General features: G+C 61.2%; 14 protein-coding genes and 2 pseudogenes. 4 read left to right on the top strand and 12 right to left on the bottom strand.

What is annotated here, in order from left to right; all coding sequences use genetic code 11:
• Positions 1-518 precede the first annotated feature (518 nt).
• A pseudogene (locus tag A4R35_RS01715) lies at positions 519-1,169 on the bottom strand (ABC transporter permease); the annotation flags it as partial.
• Positions 1,170-1,245: 76 nt separating this feature from the next.
• Between A4R35_RS01715 and A4R35_RS01720 the strand changes: the two are divergent.
• Positions 1,246-1,719 (top strand): MarR family winged helix-turn-helix transcriptional regulator, encoded by a 474-nt coding sequence (locus A4R35_RS01720; RefSeq protein WP_189361218.1) that lies wholly within the window; start codon positions 1,246-1,248, stop codon positions 1,717-1,719.
• Positions 1,698-2,231 carry a hypothetical protein gene (locus tag A4R35_RS01725; RefSeq protein ID WP_146747082.1) on the top strand — a complete coding sequence of 178 codons (534 nt, stop codon included), beginning with the start codon at positions 1,698-1,700 and terminating at the stop codon, positions 2,229-2,231. The genes A4R35_RS01720 and A4R35_RS01725 overlap by 22 nt, the downstream gene beginning before the upstream one ends.
• 412 nt (positions 2,232-2,643) lie before the next feature.
• Here the strand turns inward: A4R35_RS01725 and A4R35_RS25205 are convergent, their stop codons facing one another.
• Positions 2,644-2,829 (bottom strand): hypothetical protein, encoded by a 186-nt coding sequence (locus A4R35_RS25205; RefSeq protein WP_399356058.1) that lies wholly within the window; start codon positions 2,827-2,829, stop codon positions 2,644-2,646.
• Between the two features lie 18 nt (positions 2,830-2,847).
• Positions 2,848-3,827 (bottom strand): annotated as a pseudogene (locus tag A4R35_RS25210) (serine/threonine-protein kinase).
• A gap of 114 nt (positions 3,828-3,941) precedes the next feature.
• On the opposite strand from A4R35_RS25210, the gene A4R35_RS01740 reads away from it, so the two are divergent.
• Positions 3,942-4,163, top strand: a complete 222-nt coding sequence (locus A4R35_RS01740; RefSeq protein ID WP_112425948.1) for a hypothetical protein — start codon at positions 3,942-3,944, stop codon at positions 4,161-4,163.
• A 36-nt stretch (positions 4,164-4,199) separates the two neighbouring features.
• Entirely contained in the window at positions 4,200-4,385 is a 186-nt protein-coding gene (locus A4R35_RS01745) for a hypothetical protein (RefSeq protein WP_112425950.1), read from the top strand.
• A gap of 224 nt (positions 4,386-4,609) precedes the next feature.
• Here the strand turns inward: A4R35_RS01745 and A4R35_RS01750 are convergent, their stop codons facing one another.
• From A4R35_RS01750 to A4R35_RS01790, 9 genes are all read right to left on the bottom strand, one after another.
• Positions 4,610-5,221: a hypothetical protein gene (locus A4R35_RS01750; RefSeq protein ID WP_112425952.1), complete on the bottom strand. Its 612-nt coding sequence runs from the start codon at positions 5,219-5,221 to the stop codon at positions 4,610-4,612.
• The gene (locus A4R35_RS01755) at positions 5,218-9,915 is read right to left on the bottom strand and encodes a caspase family protein (RefSeq protein ID WP_112425954.1); all 4,698 of its coding nucleotides are present in this window, start codon (positions 9,913-9,915) and stop codon (positions 5,218-5,220) included. The genes A4R35_RS01750 and A4R35_RS01755 overlap by 4 nt, the downstream gene beginning before the upstream one ends.
• Positions 9,916-10,344: 429 nt before the next feature.
• Entirely contained in the window at positions 10,345-11,121 is a 777-nt protein-coding gene (locus tag A4R35_RS01760) for an ABC transporter permease (RefSeq protein ID WP_112425956.1), read from the bottom strand.
• Positions 11,118-12,083, bottom strand: coding sequence for an ABC transporter ATP-binding protein (locus A4R35_RS01765; protein ID WP_112425958.1), 966 nt, complete (start codon positions 12,081-12,083; stop codon positions 11,118-11,120). The genes A4R35_RS01760 and A4R35_RS01765 overlap by 4 nt, the downstream gene beginning before the upstream one ends.
• Before the next feature lies 1 nt (position 12,084).
• Positions 12,085-12,318: a PLD nuclease N-terminal domain-containing protein gene (locus A4R35_RS01770; protein WP_112433932.1), complete on the bottom strand. Its 234-nt coding sequence runs from the start codon at positions 12,316-12,318 to the stop codon at positions 12,085-12,087.
• 282 nt (positions 12,319-12,600) lie between these two features.
• Positions 12,601-13,473 carry a hypothetical protein gene (locus A4R35_RS01775; protein ID WP_112425960.1) on the bottom strand — a complete coding sequence of 291 codons (873 nt, stop codon included), beginning with the start codon at positions 13,471-13,473 and terminating at the stop codon, positions 12,601-12,603.
• On the bottom strand, positions 13,466-14,377 hold the full coding sequence (locus A4R35_RS01780) for an ABC transporter ATP-binding protein (protein ID WP_112425962.1): 912 nt from the start codon (positions 14,375-14,377) through the stop codon (positions 13,466-13,468). The genes A4R35_RS01775 and A4R35_RS01780 overlap by 8 nt, the downstream gene beginning before the upstream one ends.
• Entirely contained in the window at positions 14,374-15,414 is a 1,041-nt protein-coding gene (locus A4R35_RS01785) for a radical SAM/SPASM domain-containing protein (protein ID WP_112425964.1), read from the bottom strand. Before A4R35_RS01785 ends, A4R35_RS01780 begins: the two co-directional genes overlap by 4 nt.
• A gap of 229 nt (positions 15,415-15,643) precedes the next feature.
• Positions 15,644-16,120 carry a hypothetical protein gene (locus A4R35_RS01790; RefSeq protein ID WP_112425966.1) on the bottom strand — a complete coding sequence of 159 codons (477 nt, stop codon included), beginning with the start codon at positions 16,118-16,120 and terminating at the stop codon, positions 15,644-15,646.
• Positions 16,121-16,401: the final 281 nt, after the last annotated feature.

Below are 16,401 nucleotides of genomic sequence, written 5' to 3' on the forward strand. Positions count from 1 at the left end.
ACCGCTGGACGCTCGCCGATTTAGAGGAGATATTGCACGATGTCGATGAGGAGACTGGCGAGGAAGAGACGTTCACGCGCCAGTGGGTCCTCTGGCATCTGCTCGAACATGATCTGCATCATGGTGGAGAACTCTCATTCTCGCTCGGAATGCATGGCCTGGCCGCGATCAATCTGTAGGAAGAAGAGATCTTCAGCGAAGGAGCGACCTGGATGCGTCGATTCTTCGCTGTACTCATCCTGGTGGTGATGGCCCCGATGGTCGCTGAACTGCTCTGCTCTGAGAATCGACTCCTATCAGCCGCGCTGCCTCTCTCATCAGCCAGGTGCCGCTGTCTGGAGCAGGGGCGCTCTGGTCTATCGTGTTTCCATCCCACCTCTTTGATGCAGCCGACTGGGACACACGCATCTTCGGGACCAAAGGAACCTGCTTTCTGACGGCTGGCTTGCTATCGCCAGCGTGGGGCGCGCCGTCCAATCAGCACATCGTGTTAGTCACGGTGGAGCAGGCGTCGCCCTTGCTGTCACCGGCCTACGATCAAGGCCAGAGCGAGCAGCAGATCGCCTCACGCTGGCTCGCCCGCTGGAAGCAGCTCTATACAGCAGGAAGATGAGCGGATAGGCAAAGGCGGCGGCTCCATCGATCGAGCGAGCCGTCAATCCCGGGATCACCGCCAGCCAGGTTAAGGCCGGTGCCACCAGGGCCAGCATGCCAACCACAGCCAGCCAGGACAGCTGGCCTGCCGACGAGCGGAAGCCCATCAGGAGTGCAACGAGAATGATCACCAGCAGCGACATCGCGTTGAAGACCAGCGAGGCCAGCACATGGCCCCTCAGCAGCGTGGAGGAAGCAATTGGCATGGAGCGAAAGCGCTCCATGATCCCCCGCTGCACATCGGTGAATAAACGCAAAGAGGTATAGGAGGTCCCGCTTGCAATCGCTACCAGGAAGATCCCAGGCAATACATAATTGACATCGTTGGCCACCCCGCTTTGAATAGTGCCCCCAAACACGTAGACGAATCACAACAAGAGTCCGATCGGCGTGATCGTTGCTGTGATGATCGTGTCCATACTGTGGAAGATATGCCGCAGGGCCTGACCAAGCATCACGCTCAGATCACTCACACAATGGTACTGTACCACGTTGTGCTTCTGCTCCATTTCCATTTAGCAGACCTCCTTCTTGCTAATAATGGCGAGAAAGATCTCTTCCAGCTTCCGGGTGGCCGCCACGCAGACGGGCATGGCGGCTGACACAGACATCCAGGTCCTGGACCTGCTCGACCTGACCGGCGAAGCTTCTGCTGGTCAGCTGGCCGAGCTGATGGGTATGACCAGTGGGGCCATTGCCAAGGTGCTCAACCGTCTGGAGGCGTCCGGTCTGGTGCAACGGGAACGTGACCAGAGCGATGGGCGCAGAGTCATTGTCCGGCTTGCCCAAGGCCAGGCGGCGCTGGACAAGGTTCGCGCGATCCTGGCCTCACTTGACGAGAGCTGGGATGAGGCCGTCTCAAGTGCTGATGAGGTAGAGCTTGCTCTCCTCTTAGCGTTTCTCGAGCGCAGCGACACCCTGGCTCGTCAGAGGTTGGCCGAGTTGCAGACAGTGGCGCCAGACGAGAGACATGTCTTCTCTGCCCCCTGGATGCCCTCTCTCGTGGCCGACTGGTTGTTAGCTCTGCCGGTATCCGGCTGGTCTTGCGGACGGAGGAATGCCTGACCGACCTCTACCAGGCCCGTTTTGAGGGAGCGGTGCCCAATGCGACGGTTCAAGACGGCGTGGTGACGATCCGCTATCCGCGACGCTTTCTGCTTCTGACTGGGGAGCAGCGCCAGGCGGTGATCACGCTGAACCGCACCATTCCCTGGCACAGGCACATTGCGGTCCAAAGCGGGGGGTCAGACATCATTGCCGAACTGGGGGATCTGGAACTTGCCTCTTGCGAGATCAGGGGAGTCGGCAGCAAAATCCGCGTAGAGCTTCCTGTGCCTTCGGGAGTGATTCCCGTCCGGCTGGGTGGGGGAGGGGCAGAGATGGTAGTGCGACGGCCTGCTGGGGTTGCCATCCAGGTGCATCTCAAAGGCTGGGGATCTACCTGCACCTTTGATGGCCAGACCTATTTCGGCAACAACCTGTGGCTGCAAAGCGCCGGCTTTGATCCAGCAGCTCCCTGTTATCACAGCCTCGAAGTGGTCAGCTCGGGAGGCCTGGTCACAATCACCTCTCATTGAGGCTTTTTTCTGCTCGTCCTGCTAGTGATGGGAGGCTGGTTCTTCCCGGTTGGGCGGACGCTGAGCGGGCGCCTCCGCTACGCCGCGGTATGGGCAATGGGGGCAATCCTGTGCGTTCTGAGGGGGAGGGCCAGCCGAGGAAAAGGCGCGATGCATTGCGCCCTCATCCGACCGCCTCGCCCTTATGGCCCCCTTTCAGCACTCCCGTCCGCCTTGGGACCCTGTCGGCTCGCCGCACCTCGTCTGTCCCCTCGCCCCCTTCAGCGGATCAGCTTTTGTGAACACAGTGCGCTCGTCGCAGGAGGCCGACAGGGGCACATGTGGAGGGCCTGATCAATCTCGCCCCGAGGGAGGGACAGGTAGATTGGCAGCCAATCAACCAGGCCTGCACTCGCGCAGCCCCACCACCACCCTACGAGGTGCTCCACACCTGCACCGTCCTATCAGCAGACCCCGAGGCCAGTCGCCGCCCATCCGGCGCCCACGCCACTGACTTTACACCAAGGCGATGCCCTTGATACGTCAGCTGCGTCCGTCCCGACGCCGGCCAGCTCTTCCAGGCCAGCCAGCACAGCCCTCCCACCACCAGCAGGCTCACTCCTGCCAGCAGCCTGCGTCACACGATCTGCCTGCCCCTCGCGCCCGCAACAGCTGGCCTACCCGCTGGCCCCTTCCTCTCGATCGCCATCGTGCTTCCCGCCTCTTCCCCCCGCCGCACCGCCTCCTCCAGCGCCTCCGCCAACTCCTTCACCGACCCAAATCGCTGCTCCGGCTCCCTCGCCAGGGCCTTCCTCACCACCCCCTCCAGCTCCGCTCCTACCTCGATCCCCCGCTCCCACAGACCCGGCGGCTCCCTCCTCACTTTCTGCGCCAGCACTTCCGTCCAGCTCCCCCGAAACGGAGGCTCCCCACTCAGCCACTCGTACACACACACCCCCAGCGCATACTGATCGCTCTTCGGCCCTACCCTTCCCTCCACCTGCTCCGGCGCTATATAGGGCACCGTCCCCCCCGTACTGTTCACCAGCAGCGCCACTCCAAAGTCGCTCAACAGCACCTCCCCTTGCTCCCCCACCAGCATGTTCTCTGGCTTCACATCCCGATGCACTACCTTCCTATCATGCGCATACTGTAGTGCCTCCGCCACTTGCTTCACATACGTCACCACTTGCCTCAGCTCCACCCGCGTCCCCCACGGATGCCGCTGGCGTAGCGTCCCCCCGGCGCATAGTCCAGCACCAGCAACGGTCGCCTCCCCTCAAAGCCAAACTCGAGCAGCCTCACAATGTGTGGGTGCCGCTGCTCCGCAATCAACTGCGTCTCCTGCTTGAATTGCTCAAAATCCTCCCATCTCTCCACACTGACCTTTATCAGGTTTACTGCCGCTATAGTGCCCAGGTGCACATGACGGCCCAGATACACCTCCGCAAAGCTTCCCCGACCTACCAGCTGCACCAGTTCGTAGCTGCCCAACCGCTGTGGCCATCCGGCCATCTCGGTTCTCCTTTCTCGCGCGCAGACAACCCTTCTGTTCGCCTGCCACTGCCGGCGCGCGACGGCGGGGCGGAGGTACAAGGAGCCATAATCGGCTGCCATCGCTGCCACCTTTATAGATGATCATCTCTTCCCTGTCAAGGAAGTTTCCTCTTAGATTGGAAAAGAGCAGCGAGCTGTCGATCTGGTAGCTCGCCCATGAGGAAGGGTTGAAGCGTGGAGACGCAACGCTTCAGGCTGGCTGAAGGCTGGCTTGCCTATGATGATCAGGGGAAGGTGCCAGCCCTCAGCATCATGGGAACGCGCGATCCCCATTTCAAGGGGCCAGAGCGGGGGGCTGGTGATCGTGGGACCAGGCTTCAGGCCCCTGTGGTACTGATAGAGGGGCCGGGCACTCTCCCCCTGTTGAGATGCCAGAAGAGGGACAACCGCACCTGAACTCGTGCTTTGGAAGGGTGAGCGCGGAGGCAGCGCATGGGAACCAGCGCAGGGCTTGCTCTGCATCGTGTGATCCAGGCAGCCGCCAGGCTGGCTGATGAGCAGGGTCTGGCAACACTGACGCGTGCCAGTCTGGCTCAGCAGCTCGGCGGACGATCGTCTACACGCTATCCTTCTGTCGCAGGGTTGCCAGGGCTGCGCCGCGAGGGGCAAGGCTGGTGAGGAGGCTGCCGTCCCGTCGCTTTATCCACGAGCATCCTGGCCTCTACGAGGCCACCATCCTGGTGCAGGGTGCGTACGCTGACCCTGGCCGGCCTGGCGATCGGGCCGGGCGGGGATCTGGTTCATGGGTTTCACCTCCTCAACCGCGCTACCCCATGATGTTGCGGCAGGGGCAAGCGGAGCCAGCCAGGGCTTTTCTTCTGCCAGCTGACGGGGGGATCAGCTCAGCGGCCTTTGCGCCTTCGGCGCGGGGGAACGGTGCCCCTGACGGTGAGCGTGGCTGGCCGCTTTGGCGGCTTGCCGGACCTGGCTCGCTCGCTGGCGAGCGCTGTCTGCAGCTTTTGCGCGAGCTGCAGCGCCGCCTCGGCCTGGTCGAGATCCGCGGTCTCCAACGTGAGCCTGGTTTCCCCCAGCTCGATCGTCCAGCGGAGTGCTCGCTCCTGGCTGGCCTGCTGACCAACGAGTCTGGCGTGGCGCTCGCGCAGGCGTTTGAGGACGGGGAGCAGCTTCTCGAAGAGGGTGACGAGGGCACTCAGGTCGGCCAGTCCCTCGGCGATGGCGGCATGCTGCTGCCAGACGGCGCCAGCCACCTGCTGCAGGATCAGCCAGGCTTCGATGAAGAAGGCGGGCGCTCCCTTCTGGCCGGTGGAGGCTGGAGGGTGGAGGACAAAGCCTTCTTGCTGGAGATCGGTCGCCAGCTGGTGGTGCAGGGCTGTGAGCAGGGCCAGATCCCCGGCCTCCTCTGTGCCGGAGGCGGGCACCAGCTCGAGCCAGACCTGCAGCCGCTCAGCAGGGTGCCTCTGATGGAGGGGAGAAGACGGGTGCTGCTCGCTCATGCAGGATCACTGCTCCTTGCTCGTAGAAGTGAGCGGGAAGAAGGCTCCGAGGGGCCTTGCAAGAACGCCTCGGCCCAGCAGGTGGCGTTGTAGAGGGCCATGCCAAGCGCGGGGTATCTGGTCAGGAGGGGAAAAGCGGCGGGGAGGTACTCGGATGCCTCGTTCAGTCTCATGTCGCGCAGCCAAGCGTGTTGGATGAGGCGAAGAGCCTCAGCCTCATGACCGTAGCTGATCAATACCCTGGTCAGGCTGGTCAATGCCTTGGTTTCCTGCCAGCTTGCGGGAAGGACGATCAGCATCTGTGCAACCTCTTGCAAGCATCGCTCTGTCTCTTGCCCTTGCCGGGCGTTGGCCAGTGCTTCGACCAACGCGGTCAGGGCTACGGCTTTCTCTGAGCTGTCATCAGGAAGAGAGGCGATGATACGTTGAGCGTCCTGCCAACGTTCTGCTGCGGCCAGGGAAGCTGCTAGCTTGCTGAGCGCCAGCATTTTCCTCCAGCTGTCTTCCTGATCAGGCATGGCGGCAATGAGCTGCTCGCTTTGCAACCAGCACTGTTCGGCCTCTTTCCAGCGTTGTATCGTTGCGGATGCCGTGGCAAGCTCTGTGAGGACTTTCACTTTGTCGCTATCCTCGGTGAGTAGGATGGCGAGTCGTTTGGCCTGGACCCAGCACTGTTCGGCGTCCTGCCAACGCTCGACCGTGGCCAGGGCCTTGCCCAGTGCTATGAGTGCCTCAGCTTTCCGCCAGTCATTCTCAGGAAGAGAGGCGATGACCCGCTCTGCCTCTGACCAGCGTTGAGCGCCTATCAATGCTTCGGCCAGGCTGCTAAGCGCCTGCACTTTCCTCCAGCTATCTTCCTCATCAGCAATGGCGGCGATAAGCCGTTCGGCCTCCTGCCAGCACTCTAGAGCTTCCTGCTGGCGCTGAGCTTCGGCCAGGGCCTTGCCCAGCGTTACAAGCGCCACGGCTTTCCTCCCGTCATCCTGGGGAAGGGCGGCGATGACCCGCCTGGCATCTTGCCAACGTTGGGCGTGCGCTAACGCTTCACTCAAGCGGCTCAGCGCCGCGGTCTTCTCATCGTCGAGGGAGGAGATAAGGAGTTCAGCCTGGGACCAGCAGCGTTCAGCGTCCTGCCAGCGCTGGGCTCTCATCAGTGTCCTGGCCAGTTGGACGTAAACTTCTGCTTTGCCCCAGTTGTCAAGGGTATAGGATGCGATGGCTCTTTCCGCTTGCTGCCAGCACTGTTCGGCCTCTTCCCAGTGCTGCGTGCTGATCAGCACACCGCTCAGTTCTGTCAGGACTACTGCTTTGTCGATTGGATGGACAGCGATGAGTCGTTCGGCCTGGAGCCAACACTGTTCGGCTTCTTGCCAACGTTCTGTCTCCGCTAGTGCTTTGGCGAGTTCTGCGAGAACCTCCACCCTGTCAATGTCATCGGCCAGGATCGCGACCAGTCCTTTGGCCTGGACCCAGCACTGTTCGGCTTCTTGCCAACGCTCGACCTTGGCCAGGGCCTTGCCCAGTGCTATGAGTGCCTCAGCTTTCCGCCAGGCATTCTCAGGAAGAGAGGCAATGACCCGCTCTGCCTCCGACCAGCGTTGAGCGCCTATCAATGCTTCGGCCAGGCTGCTAAGCGCCTGCACTTTCCTCCAGCCGTCTGATGGGAGAAGGGCGCTAAGCTCTTCCGCCTGGACCCAGCACTGTTGGGCTTTCTCCCAGTATTGCACGCCCGCCAGAGCTTTGCCTAGTTCGATCAGCGCATCCACCTGGTCCCAACCCTCATCGGGGAAGGAGGCAAGAAGTCGTTCCACTTCTTGCCAGCAGCGCTCGGCCTGCTGCTGTCGTGGTGGCCACTTTGCCAGCGCTTCACCCAGGCTGGTCAGGGTCCGCACTTTCTCTCTGGCGTTAGCGAGCGAGAAGCTAAGCTGTTCGGCCTGCAGCCAGCATTGCTCGGCTTGCTCTGGCCGCGTTGCCGTCAGAGCTTTCCCCAGCCGCACTAGCATAGCCGCTTTATATGCGTCTTCAGACAGACTAGCAATCGCTCGCTCAGCTTCCAGCCAGCAGCGCTCGGCCTCCTGCTGCTGATGCAGTCCGCTCAGGGCCTCGCCCAGCCTGATCAGCAACCGGGCTTTGTCCCAGCCATCGGAGAGCTGGGCGATGACCTGCGCTGCCCGTCGACAGCGCTGCCAGCCTTCCTCAAGGCGACCTGGCTGCCCCGCCAGCCACTCGGCCAGCTCGATCAGCAGGTCCGCCGGTCGCTCTGGCTCCGTGAGCAGCTCCACCAGCCCCAGCGCCTTCGCCTCCTGCCCTAACTGGTACAGCACCACCAACGCTGCATCGGGATAGGCATCCGCCCGACTCCCCAGGCTGCAGCGCAGCAGCGTGTAGCCCCACAGCCGTGGCAGCTGCTCCAGCTGCTCCTCCAGCCTCTCCCCGACCGCCGCCGCCGCTCGCCGCCCCAGATCCAGATCCTGTGCATAGCTGCCCATGCTCGGGTCCGTGGCCACCTTCCCCCGCCCATAGCTCCCCTCGTCCAGCACCGCAAAGAGCCGCTCCCATTGCCTCGCCTCATAGAGATGCCGCACATAGTGCCGCTGTCCATAGCGCCGCCGCTCTCGCTCGCCCTCCTCCCTGGCCCCCTCCTGCCAGAGCCGGGCCAGCCCCCCCTGCTCGCACCAGGCCGCCAGCAGCCCATGCCAGCGCCGCTCTTCCTCCTCATCAAACAGCCCTTCCGGCTCCTTCGGCGATCCGTCTGTTCCTCCCCGCCCACTTCGCAGATAGTCGCGCCACTTCAGATGAAAGAGGGTATAGCCTCCCTGCTGATCCCGCATCAGCAGTCCCCCTAACCGTTGCAGTCCCTGCCGCACCTCATTCAGATCGATCGCTCCACCATTGGCCAGCGTCAGCAGCTGCCGGAGCGCTGCGATCGTGAGCGGCTCCTGCGCCACCAGCAAGATCCCCAGCAGCGGCTGGATCACGCGTTGCCACCGCGCTTGCTCTCCCTGCAGCCGATCGAGCGCCAGCGTAAACAAGCCCTCCGGGTCGCTGCTCAGGCGCTCGACCAGAGCCTCCACCTCCGCCGGCCCCTGCCCGCCTCGGCTCGCCAGCTCCCTGGCCAGGAGATCCAGAAAGAGGGCATGCCCCTCCAGCGCCTCATAGCAGCGAGCCGCCAGCTCCGTGGTCAGCGATGCTCCTCGCCGGTGCAGGAGCTCGGTGAAATCGCCGCGACTCAACGGCGGCAGCTGATACTCCCGCCGTGGCTTGCACAGCTCCAGTGGACGCAACGTATCGTTGGGGCGAGTCCCCAGCACGAAGACGATCCCGGGCGGTGGGTTGCCTGGTCCCTGCGGCAGAAAACTCAGATCCCGCCAGCCGCTCTGCGCATCAGGCGGCAGCTGGTCCAACCCATCGATGAAGAGCACTTCCTGCTGCCCGCGCCGCGCAATCTCCTGCAGGACCCCCTCCAGGGCCGCACTCAAGGTGGCACGGCTCTCCCCTTCCAGCCACCAGTCCGGCAACTGGTACTTGAGCACCAGACGCGCCAGCAGCGCTTTGAGCAGGGTCACCTGATAGTCTGGGGGAGGCACCAGCGGAATGAAATGAAAGGCCACCCGCTCCTCGCCTCCCTGTTCCCTGGCGCGCGCTTCGACCAAGCTGGCGATCAGGCAACTTTTGCCCTGGCCAGCCTCCCCAGTGATGGTCACATAGCCCCCTGTGGGCAGCAGCTCCTCTACCAGGCGCCACACCGCCTCTTGCTCGGTCCGTCGCCCCACGCAACTGCGCCGGCGGTCTTCGTAGAGGCCATTCCGACGCCGCACCAGCGCCCGCAGCCGCTGCCGCGCCTCGTCCTGTGCCCGGGATCGCCACCGGGCCTGGGCCAGCGCGGGATGGCGCGCCAGGATCAGCTCACCGCCTGCCCCGTAGAAGCGCGGTCCCTGCTCCCGGAGGGCCTGCGCCAGGAAGGCAAACAGACGGGCAAAGGTCACGTTGCCCTCCTCATCGGCTGCCTCTGGCACCTCGCCCCGCAGGATCGTGAGCAGCTGCCCTGTCAGCAGGCCATGACCGTCCTGCTCTCGGGCAGGCTCCAGACCGGTCGCCGTCAGCGCCAGGCGCACGCCGCCCGCCGGGGCCGGACTGCGCTCGCCTGGTTCCCCAAAGTAATAGCGCAGGCGCCGCTGCAGCTCGTCCCGATAGGGGTCGGGCGCGCTCTCGGCGAACGTGCCCCCATAGCAGCAGTCCAGGATGAGCAGGATCTGACGGGCTCTCGGATGCTCAAAGAGCACCTGCCGCAGCCAGCGAAACGAGAGGTGCGTCCCTGAGTCGACCTTCAAATGCGCGGGATCAAAGTCCGCCGTCACCAGATAGACCTCATCCAGACCGGCCTCCCCAGGCAGCGCCTCGGCGTGCCCGCTGAAGAAGACCAGCCCGAAATCTCCCTGCTGGAGCTCCAGGGCCAGCTGCACCACGGCCTTGCGCACCTGCTCCGTGGTCGCCTGCGCACCCACCACCGGGGGAACCACCAGTCGGAAGCCACAGCCGTTTTGCTGCAACACCTCCGCCATGCCACAGGCATCGGCCTCGGTCCACTGGAGCGGTGCCCGGTGTGGGGCAGGGGGTCCATTGATTCCGATGACCAGGGCCAGCCGCCGGTCAGGCGAGGGTGCAGCAGAGGTGGACGAGGATGGCGGGGACATCGTGAGCGATCGCCTCCCTCTCAGGGTAACAGTGCCAACAAGCCAGCAGCACTGGCTCTGTCGTGAGCCAGCTCACTCCTGGGGGTCAGGAAGAGAGCGGTGCATCTATCAAGAGTATACGACAGAACGCGCCGATTGTCACTCTTACTCGCGCATAGACCGAACAGACGATCGCTAGCCCATCCGCTTGCTCTAGCAGGGCCGCCCATCCTCCCCTCATCAGCGTTCACAGGAAAAAGCCAGTGGAGCGCCTCGCCCTTCCTGCTTTCCTTTCAGCAGTGGAGATGTTCCCCGATCCCTATGATCGGGGTGGCAGCAGCTTCCCGCACCTGGTGAAAACGCTTGCCGAACCGAAATGAAGGAGTGAAGCTATGATGATGGCACTGTCTTCCCGCCAACAGGCTTTTGCTTGTTGAGGCCAGTCAACGTTCAGATCTCCTGGTAGTGATACACCAGGCAGGTGAGCGCAACGAGAAGGCCAGCCAGGCCCAGGCCGACGAGCAGCGGCCAGAGCGTCTCACCCAGCGGGGCAGTGCCGGCTACAAGTTGTGCCACGCGCTCGGAACGGAAGAGCACCGACGGCAAAACCCTGCTGATCGAGGCGTTCAGATTGGGCACTACCACGAGGACAAGGAAGCCAACGAACGCCATCCCCCCGGCAGCAATGCTGTTGCGTACCAACGCGCTGCACAGGATCGTCAGGGCCAGGCTTAATGTCAAGAAGGCCAGCAGCCCGATGTTCAGTATCACAAAGGACCCAACAGGAAGCGGACGAAAGAGCTGGCTCGTGTAATAGTATGCCCCAGAGGCAGCGAGTATCAGGCTAATGATGAGTGTGCTTTCATAGGCCAGGAACTTGGCCAGCACGAAGATGCTACGTGGGACAGGCTTCGTCAAGATCGTCACTGCCGTTCCCCGGCTGCGCTCATCGGCGATGGTCCCCATAGCCAGCAAGATGAGGACCAGGGCCGGCAGTTGTACCATGTTCTTCAAATAGGTGTTGAGCGCATCAGTGGCAGTCTGCGGCGGCAGAATAATCGTGGCGCCGTTCCCCAGGTTTTTCAGAAGGTCAGGAGTCAGCCAGGTGATAATCGGGGCAGAGATTCCCAGCGAGAGAAAAACGATGACAGAGATCACTAAGCGATAGGTCCGGTTCTGTTCACGAAATTCTTTCTTGAGCATGGGCCAGAAGGTGTAGAGCTTCATGCTTCCTCCCCCGTTCCTGACAAGTTGCCTTCTTTCCCCACAAGGCGAAGGAACACATCTTCAAGTGTGGGCTGCGTTACCTCATAGCGCAGCAGCGGCAGACCAGCGTTGACCAGCAGGGCTGGCAAAGCGCGTTTAGCGGTTGCCAGGTCTCTCACCAGGAGAGTCGCTCTGCTTCCACTGACAGTGATGTGCTGGACCCAGGGTTCCCGGGCCAGCAGACGTTGGAGATCTTCAGCCGCACATTCCAGCTCAACCGAGATCATTGGCGGAGCGTAGCGCTCCTTCAGTTCAGTGATCGAAGCCTGCACGAGCAGCTCGCCGTGATTGAGGACTGCCACAGCATCACAGATGCGATCGACGTCGGCCAGCACGTGCGAGGAGAAGAAAACAGTGGCTTCGCCTTTGAGCCGTTGAAAAAGCTCCAGGATCTCCTTGCGACCAATCGGGTCCAGTGCAGACACAGGTTCATCCAGAAAAAGCACCTCTGGGCGGTTCACTAACGCCTGAGCGATGCCCAGGCGCTGGCGCATCCCATTGGAGTAGCTGCCAATTCTGCGCCTGGCAGCAGCGGTCAGGCCGACCAGCTCAAGCAACTCATCTCGTCGGCGCCGTCGGTCACTGGCGCTCAACCCAAACAGTTCGCCAGTAAAATCCAGGAATTCCTGGCCACTCATCCACGTGTAGAGAGCAGGCTGCTCACTGAGATAGCCAATGCAAGCTCGCACATCGGCTTTCGCGCTAGTGATTGAAGCTCCAGCCACCCAGGCCTGACCGCTGGTGGGCCTGATCTGGCGCGTGAGCAGCTTGATGGTAGTACTCTTACCAGCGCCATTGGGGCCGAGGAGGCCAAAGATACTGTGAGGATAAACCGTCAAATTTAACCCTTTGAGAGCTTCAACCGATCCATAGGTCTTGCGCAGACCTTCACACCGGATGATCGCCTCGCCAGGAGCGGCCATCTTAGACCTCCTTACGACCCAGGACAAAGTAGCAGATAGGGCCGAGGGTGCTGATGAAAAGGATGATCAGCGCCCAGATAATCTTCTTGCCACGCACGGTGCGCGGATCGCGCCGGATCAGGTCCACCAGCGCGATCACAATCAGAATGAGATCCAAAGCCAGGAGGGGCCATAGCAAGCCGACAGGGGCCGTGCTTTGCGTATGGGTCAGCAGACTTGACAGCGGTAACAGCATTGTTTCTTCCCCTTTCTCAAATTCTCCATAGCTGCAAGTTTTCGCTATCCATGGGTCCATATCGCCTTGCCAGGCAGGACAGCGGAACATCTCATCTCACTTCTGGAGCCAGTCTCCAGAGAGCATCGCGGTTGTTCCGGCCAGGTGCCTCTCAAACAGCTCCTCAGAGGAGCCCCGGCACCCAGCGCAAGTCCGTGCGAGAGTATGGGAGGAGCCACGATGCTCTCTCTCGTTGTGGCACGTGCCGGGAGCAGTCGCTTCCTGCTCCATCGCCTTGCGCAATCAGGTCTCAAGCACGAACTCCGGTCGAAAGCGGAGCCGCAGTAGCACGGCACTGACGATAGATCCAGCAAGACCTACTCCCAGGGCAATTGCTGCAATTAACCCGGCATTGAGATCCGGGCGGATGTTAATCAGAATCAGCAGCGCCAGGGCTGGCAGTGCGGCGAGCAATTGCATCAAGTTGGTGGTGCTGCCAGTACGGATCTGGGTCAATCGCGGAAAGGCCATACCCAGAAAGAGGGCCCCCAGGTTTGCCCATAGGGCAATAGGCAATGGCACGGCAACGGCAAGGGCAATATAGCGGGCCTGCAGCGTGAAAGCGATTCGAAGCAGTGCCAGAACAGTCGCCGCAGCGCCGAGCGTTCCCAGGGCAAGAATCGCCCACTGGCAGATGGTCAAGACAAAGGAAGCCAGAAGGAAGGCCACAAAGACTTCTTGCACGCGATAGGCGGAACTCAGCAGCAGCTCTAGCCCACCACGGGCGGCCTCAGTTCCAACGAGGTTTTGAGCCAGGGTCGCACCCATGAAGGCCGCGAACAGGGCAATGAGATAGGGTCCCTGAATGAGGAGCAAAGCCATAGCCAACCCCGCATTGCCACGCACCGTGGCCCCAAAGTAGGCCTGAGCCTGTGCCTGAATAGCGAAACGTGAAAGTGGTGTCAGCAGCCCGGGGAAATACAGAGTCACCAGGCAAAGCAGGAGGAAAAAGAGAGCAAATGCGAGAGGGATCACCAGCAAGCGCACGCCCTGCTCGCGCCGCCCACGCCATAATAAGGCCCCGGTAAGCTGCAGCGCCCGATCCAGGCCACTGGATGCCTCCAGAAGATCGGCATCGTCGTCAGAGAAAGCCTCGTGCTCTTCTAACTCAGACACGTTGACCTCCGCTCTCCAGGTCTTCATAGACTGCCTCAAGAGGACTGCCCAACTCCCGTACCTCAAGGACAGGGAGTCCCGCCTGCACCAGCGCTGCCACGATGCGACTGCGCTCCGCCCGGTCCGAAAGATCTACAATCCACTGCTCCCTGTCTGGTACCGCTTCATACCCCAGGCCACTCAGGATCGTTCGCGGATCTCCCTCGACTGTCAGGCAGACGCGCTGCGCACGAGCATGACGCTGGTGCAGCGCTTCTACGGAACCACGATCTACTACCCGACCAGCCGCAATCAAGGTCACATCATCTGCCAGCTCGGCTGCCTCATAGAGGTTATGTGTTGAATAGATGATCGTTTTGTCCGCCCGAGCCAACCCCTTGAGGAGCTCGCGCAAGGAACGGGCAGCCAATGGATCGAGACCCGTCGTCGGCTCGTCCAGAAAGAGCACCTGTGGAGCGCCGAGCAGAGCTCGAGCAATAGCTACCCGCTGCGCCTGGCCTCTACTCAAGGAAGCTGCTGGCTTAGATAGGAGATCGCTCAGTTCCAAATCAGAGATCACCTGGTCCATCCGTGACCGCCGCTGGGCCGAAGGAAGCCGGAGTACTTGCCCCCAGAATTCCAGGTTATCTCGCACGCTGAGCGCTGCCGAGAGGGAAGGACGATGCGGGAGGTAGCCGATCAGACGCTTGACCTCACTGTCTCGATGCGGTTCATACCCCAGGACAGAAACTATGCCTGCGCGGGGTGGGAGAATACCCACCCCGACACGGAACAGTGTTGTCTTGCCCGCTCCATTGCTTCCCAGGATCACATGAAAACCTGAATCGAAGGCCAGATTGATCTCGTGGAGGACAAGCGACTGGCCATAGCCAGCCGTGACGGATTCTAATGTAATGGTGCTCATGACTCCAGCCTTCTCATTTGAGCAAGAATCTCTTCTTTTCGCTTGAGGACAATCGTCGAAATGCGCTTCAGGCTATCGCCGAGCACGACATCCTGCAGGAGCACCTCATCACGGTGGGCCTTCAAGTACTCCAACATTGCCTGCCGATGGTCAGCAAGCAGCGCCTGACAGGCATGACAGATGCTGGTGTAGGTCCCCTCTACACCGAGCTTATCGAGAATGCGCTTCGGACCTAACATATGAAGCCACCAGTAGACGAGATTCTGCTGACTCCGCGTCAGAATATCAATCAGGCGCTCTTCATTCAGATTGCCCAGCGTTAAATCCTGAGCGTAGAACATCGCATGCCCACAGCAAGCCTTGACCATACCATTCGGGTGCAGAGAGACAGTCTTGAGCACTTCTGGACAGCCCATGTTGAGCTTGTCTCCCGCATCCAGGCCGTTCACATCCAACTGTTCCCCTGAGCCAGTAGGGGTTGGATAGTCCTCCAGGATAGCCACCCGTTTTTCGATCTCGGCGATCTCCATCCCTAGCCCTTCGCTGAGGGCACGTCGCACGGCTGCCGCATCCCAGGTAGCGTTCTTGTCCACGATCACCCCCAGGCCAATCCGCAGCCCCTCTTCCAGACCAGCTCGCACCAGATTGACAATGCATTCTATCGATGCAAAAGGAGCATGAAAATCGTCATAGCTGGTATTCAGCTCGTCCAGACCGGCGCTTTTGAGGTCCCGAACCATCGCGCGGGCACGCTCTGGCGTCGTCGCCCATCCACCATTGCTGACCACACGCGTAACATAGCCACCTGCTTTGGCAAGAGAGATTCCCTCGAGCAAGAGCTGCTTGCGCAACGTCGCCTCACCGCCAGTAAAAACGACTACCTTGGCCGTTGGCACTTCCCGAAGCTCGGTCATAATCTTGAGGAGAAGCTCTCGCGGCATGGGCATGACTGTGCGAGGGCTGCTTCCTACGCTGCAGTGGCCACACCAGAAATTACACTTGTAGTCTAGAAATATCGAAAAAAGACTTGGAAGCATGCTTCCCTCCTTCAGACGAGGTCAATTACCCTGAACCCAGAAGGTCAGTGAGAACTGTCCTCCCTCAATTCCCGATGGATGCGCACAAGGCAAATGTACTGTCCCGTCAGACTCTTTGGCACGAGTGACTGAGTATAGTCCTTACTACTGCATCAACCACTCGTATACGCCCAGTTGGCCCAAGATCGAGTTTTCATCCGAAGGTAAGCTCACAGGGCAATGCCAACCCCTATGCTCCTGTGAGCCACAAAAAAATAAACAGAGACATGCAAGTAACAACAGTGACCGCAACGCACACAACTGCAACTGCAGGCAAGCCGTAGCCCTCATCATTGAGGGCCAGCTCCAGCGCTTCCTGGGAGAGCAGGCCCTGCTCACTGGCAGCCAGCAGGATCTGGCGCATGGCGGCCAGCTCCTCAGCGGTGAGCTGACGGTTCTCCAGCACCTTGTTCTCGGGCAGCAAGGCCGTGGCTTTGGCCAGTCCGAAGGCTTCCAGCAGCTCATCTGGTCGCTCCTGCAGCGCCGTCAGCCGGGCCGGATCGCTCCACAGCCGGGCGTTGAACTCATAGAGCTGCGCGGGTTCAAACGACACGGTCAGGTCCGTGTCGAAGGCCACGCTCTCGCGCCAGCGCAATTGCTGAGCCGAGAGGATGGCAGTACCGGTCTTCCGCTCATCCAGAGCTTTCCGTGCTTCTGTCGCGTCCATCGAAACAGTTGGCTCCTTTCGGGGTCTAGCCCGTGGGTATGATCCCAACACCGCAGCAGGTCACTTCACAAGAGGGACCGGACAGGCAACCAGCACTGTACCGGTCCCTGACTTGTAGGGGTGGAGCCTATCCCCAGAGATACACCCAGAGATAAACAGCAACGGCTACTGCTAAAGCGAGAGCGGCAACTGCAGGCAAGCCGTAGCCCTCATCATTGAGGGCCAGCTCCAGCGCTTCCTGGGAGAGCAGGCCCCGCTCACCGGCAGTCAGCAGGATCTGA

The sequence above is a fragment of the Thermogemmatispora tikiterensis genome (assembly GCF_003268475.1).
In the GTDB taxonomy this organism is placed as follows: domain Bacteria; phylum Chloroflexota; class Ktedonobacteria; order Ktedonobacterales; family Ktedonobacteraceae; genus Thermogemmatispora; species Thermogemmatispora tikiterensis.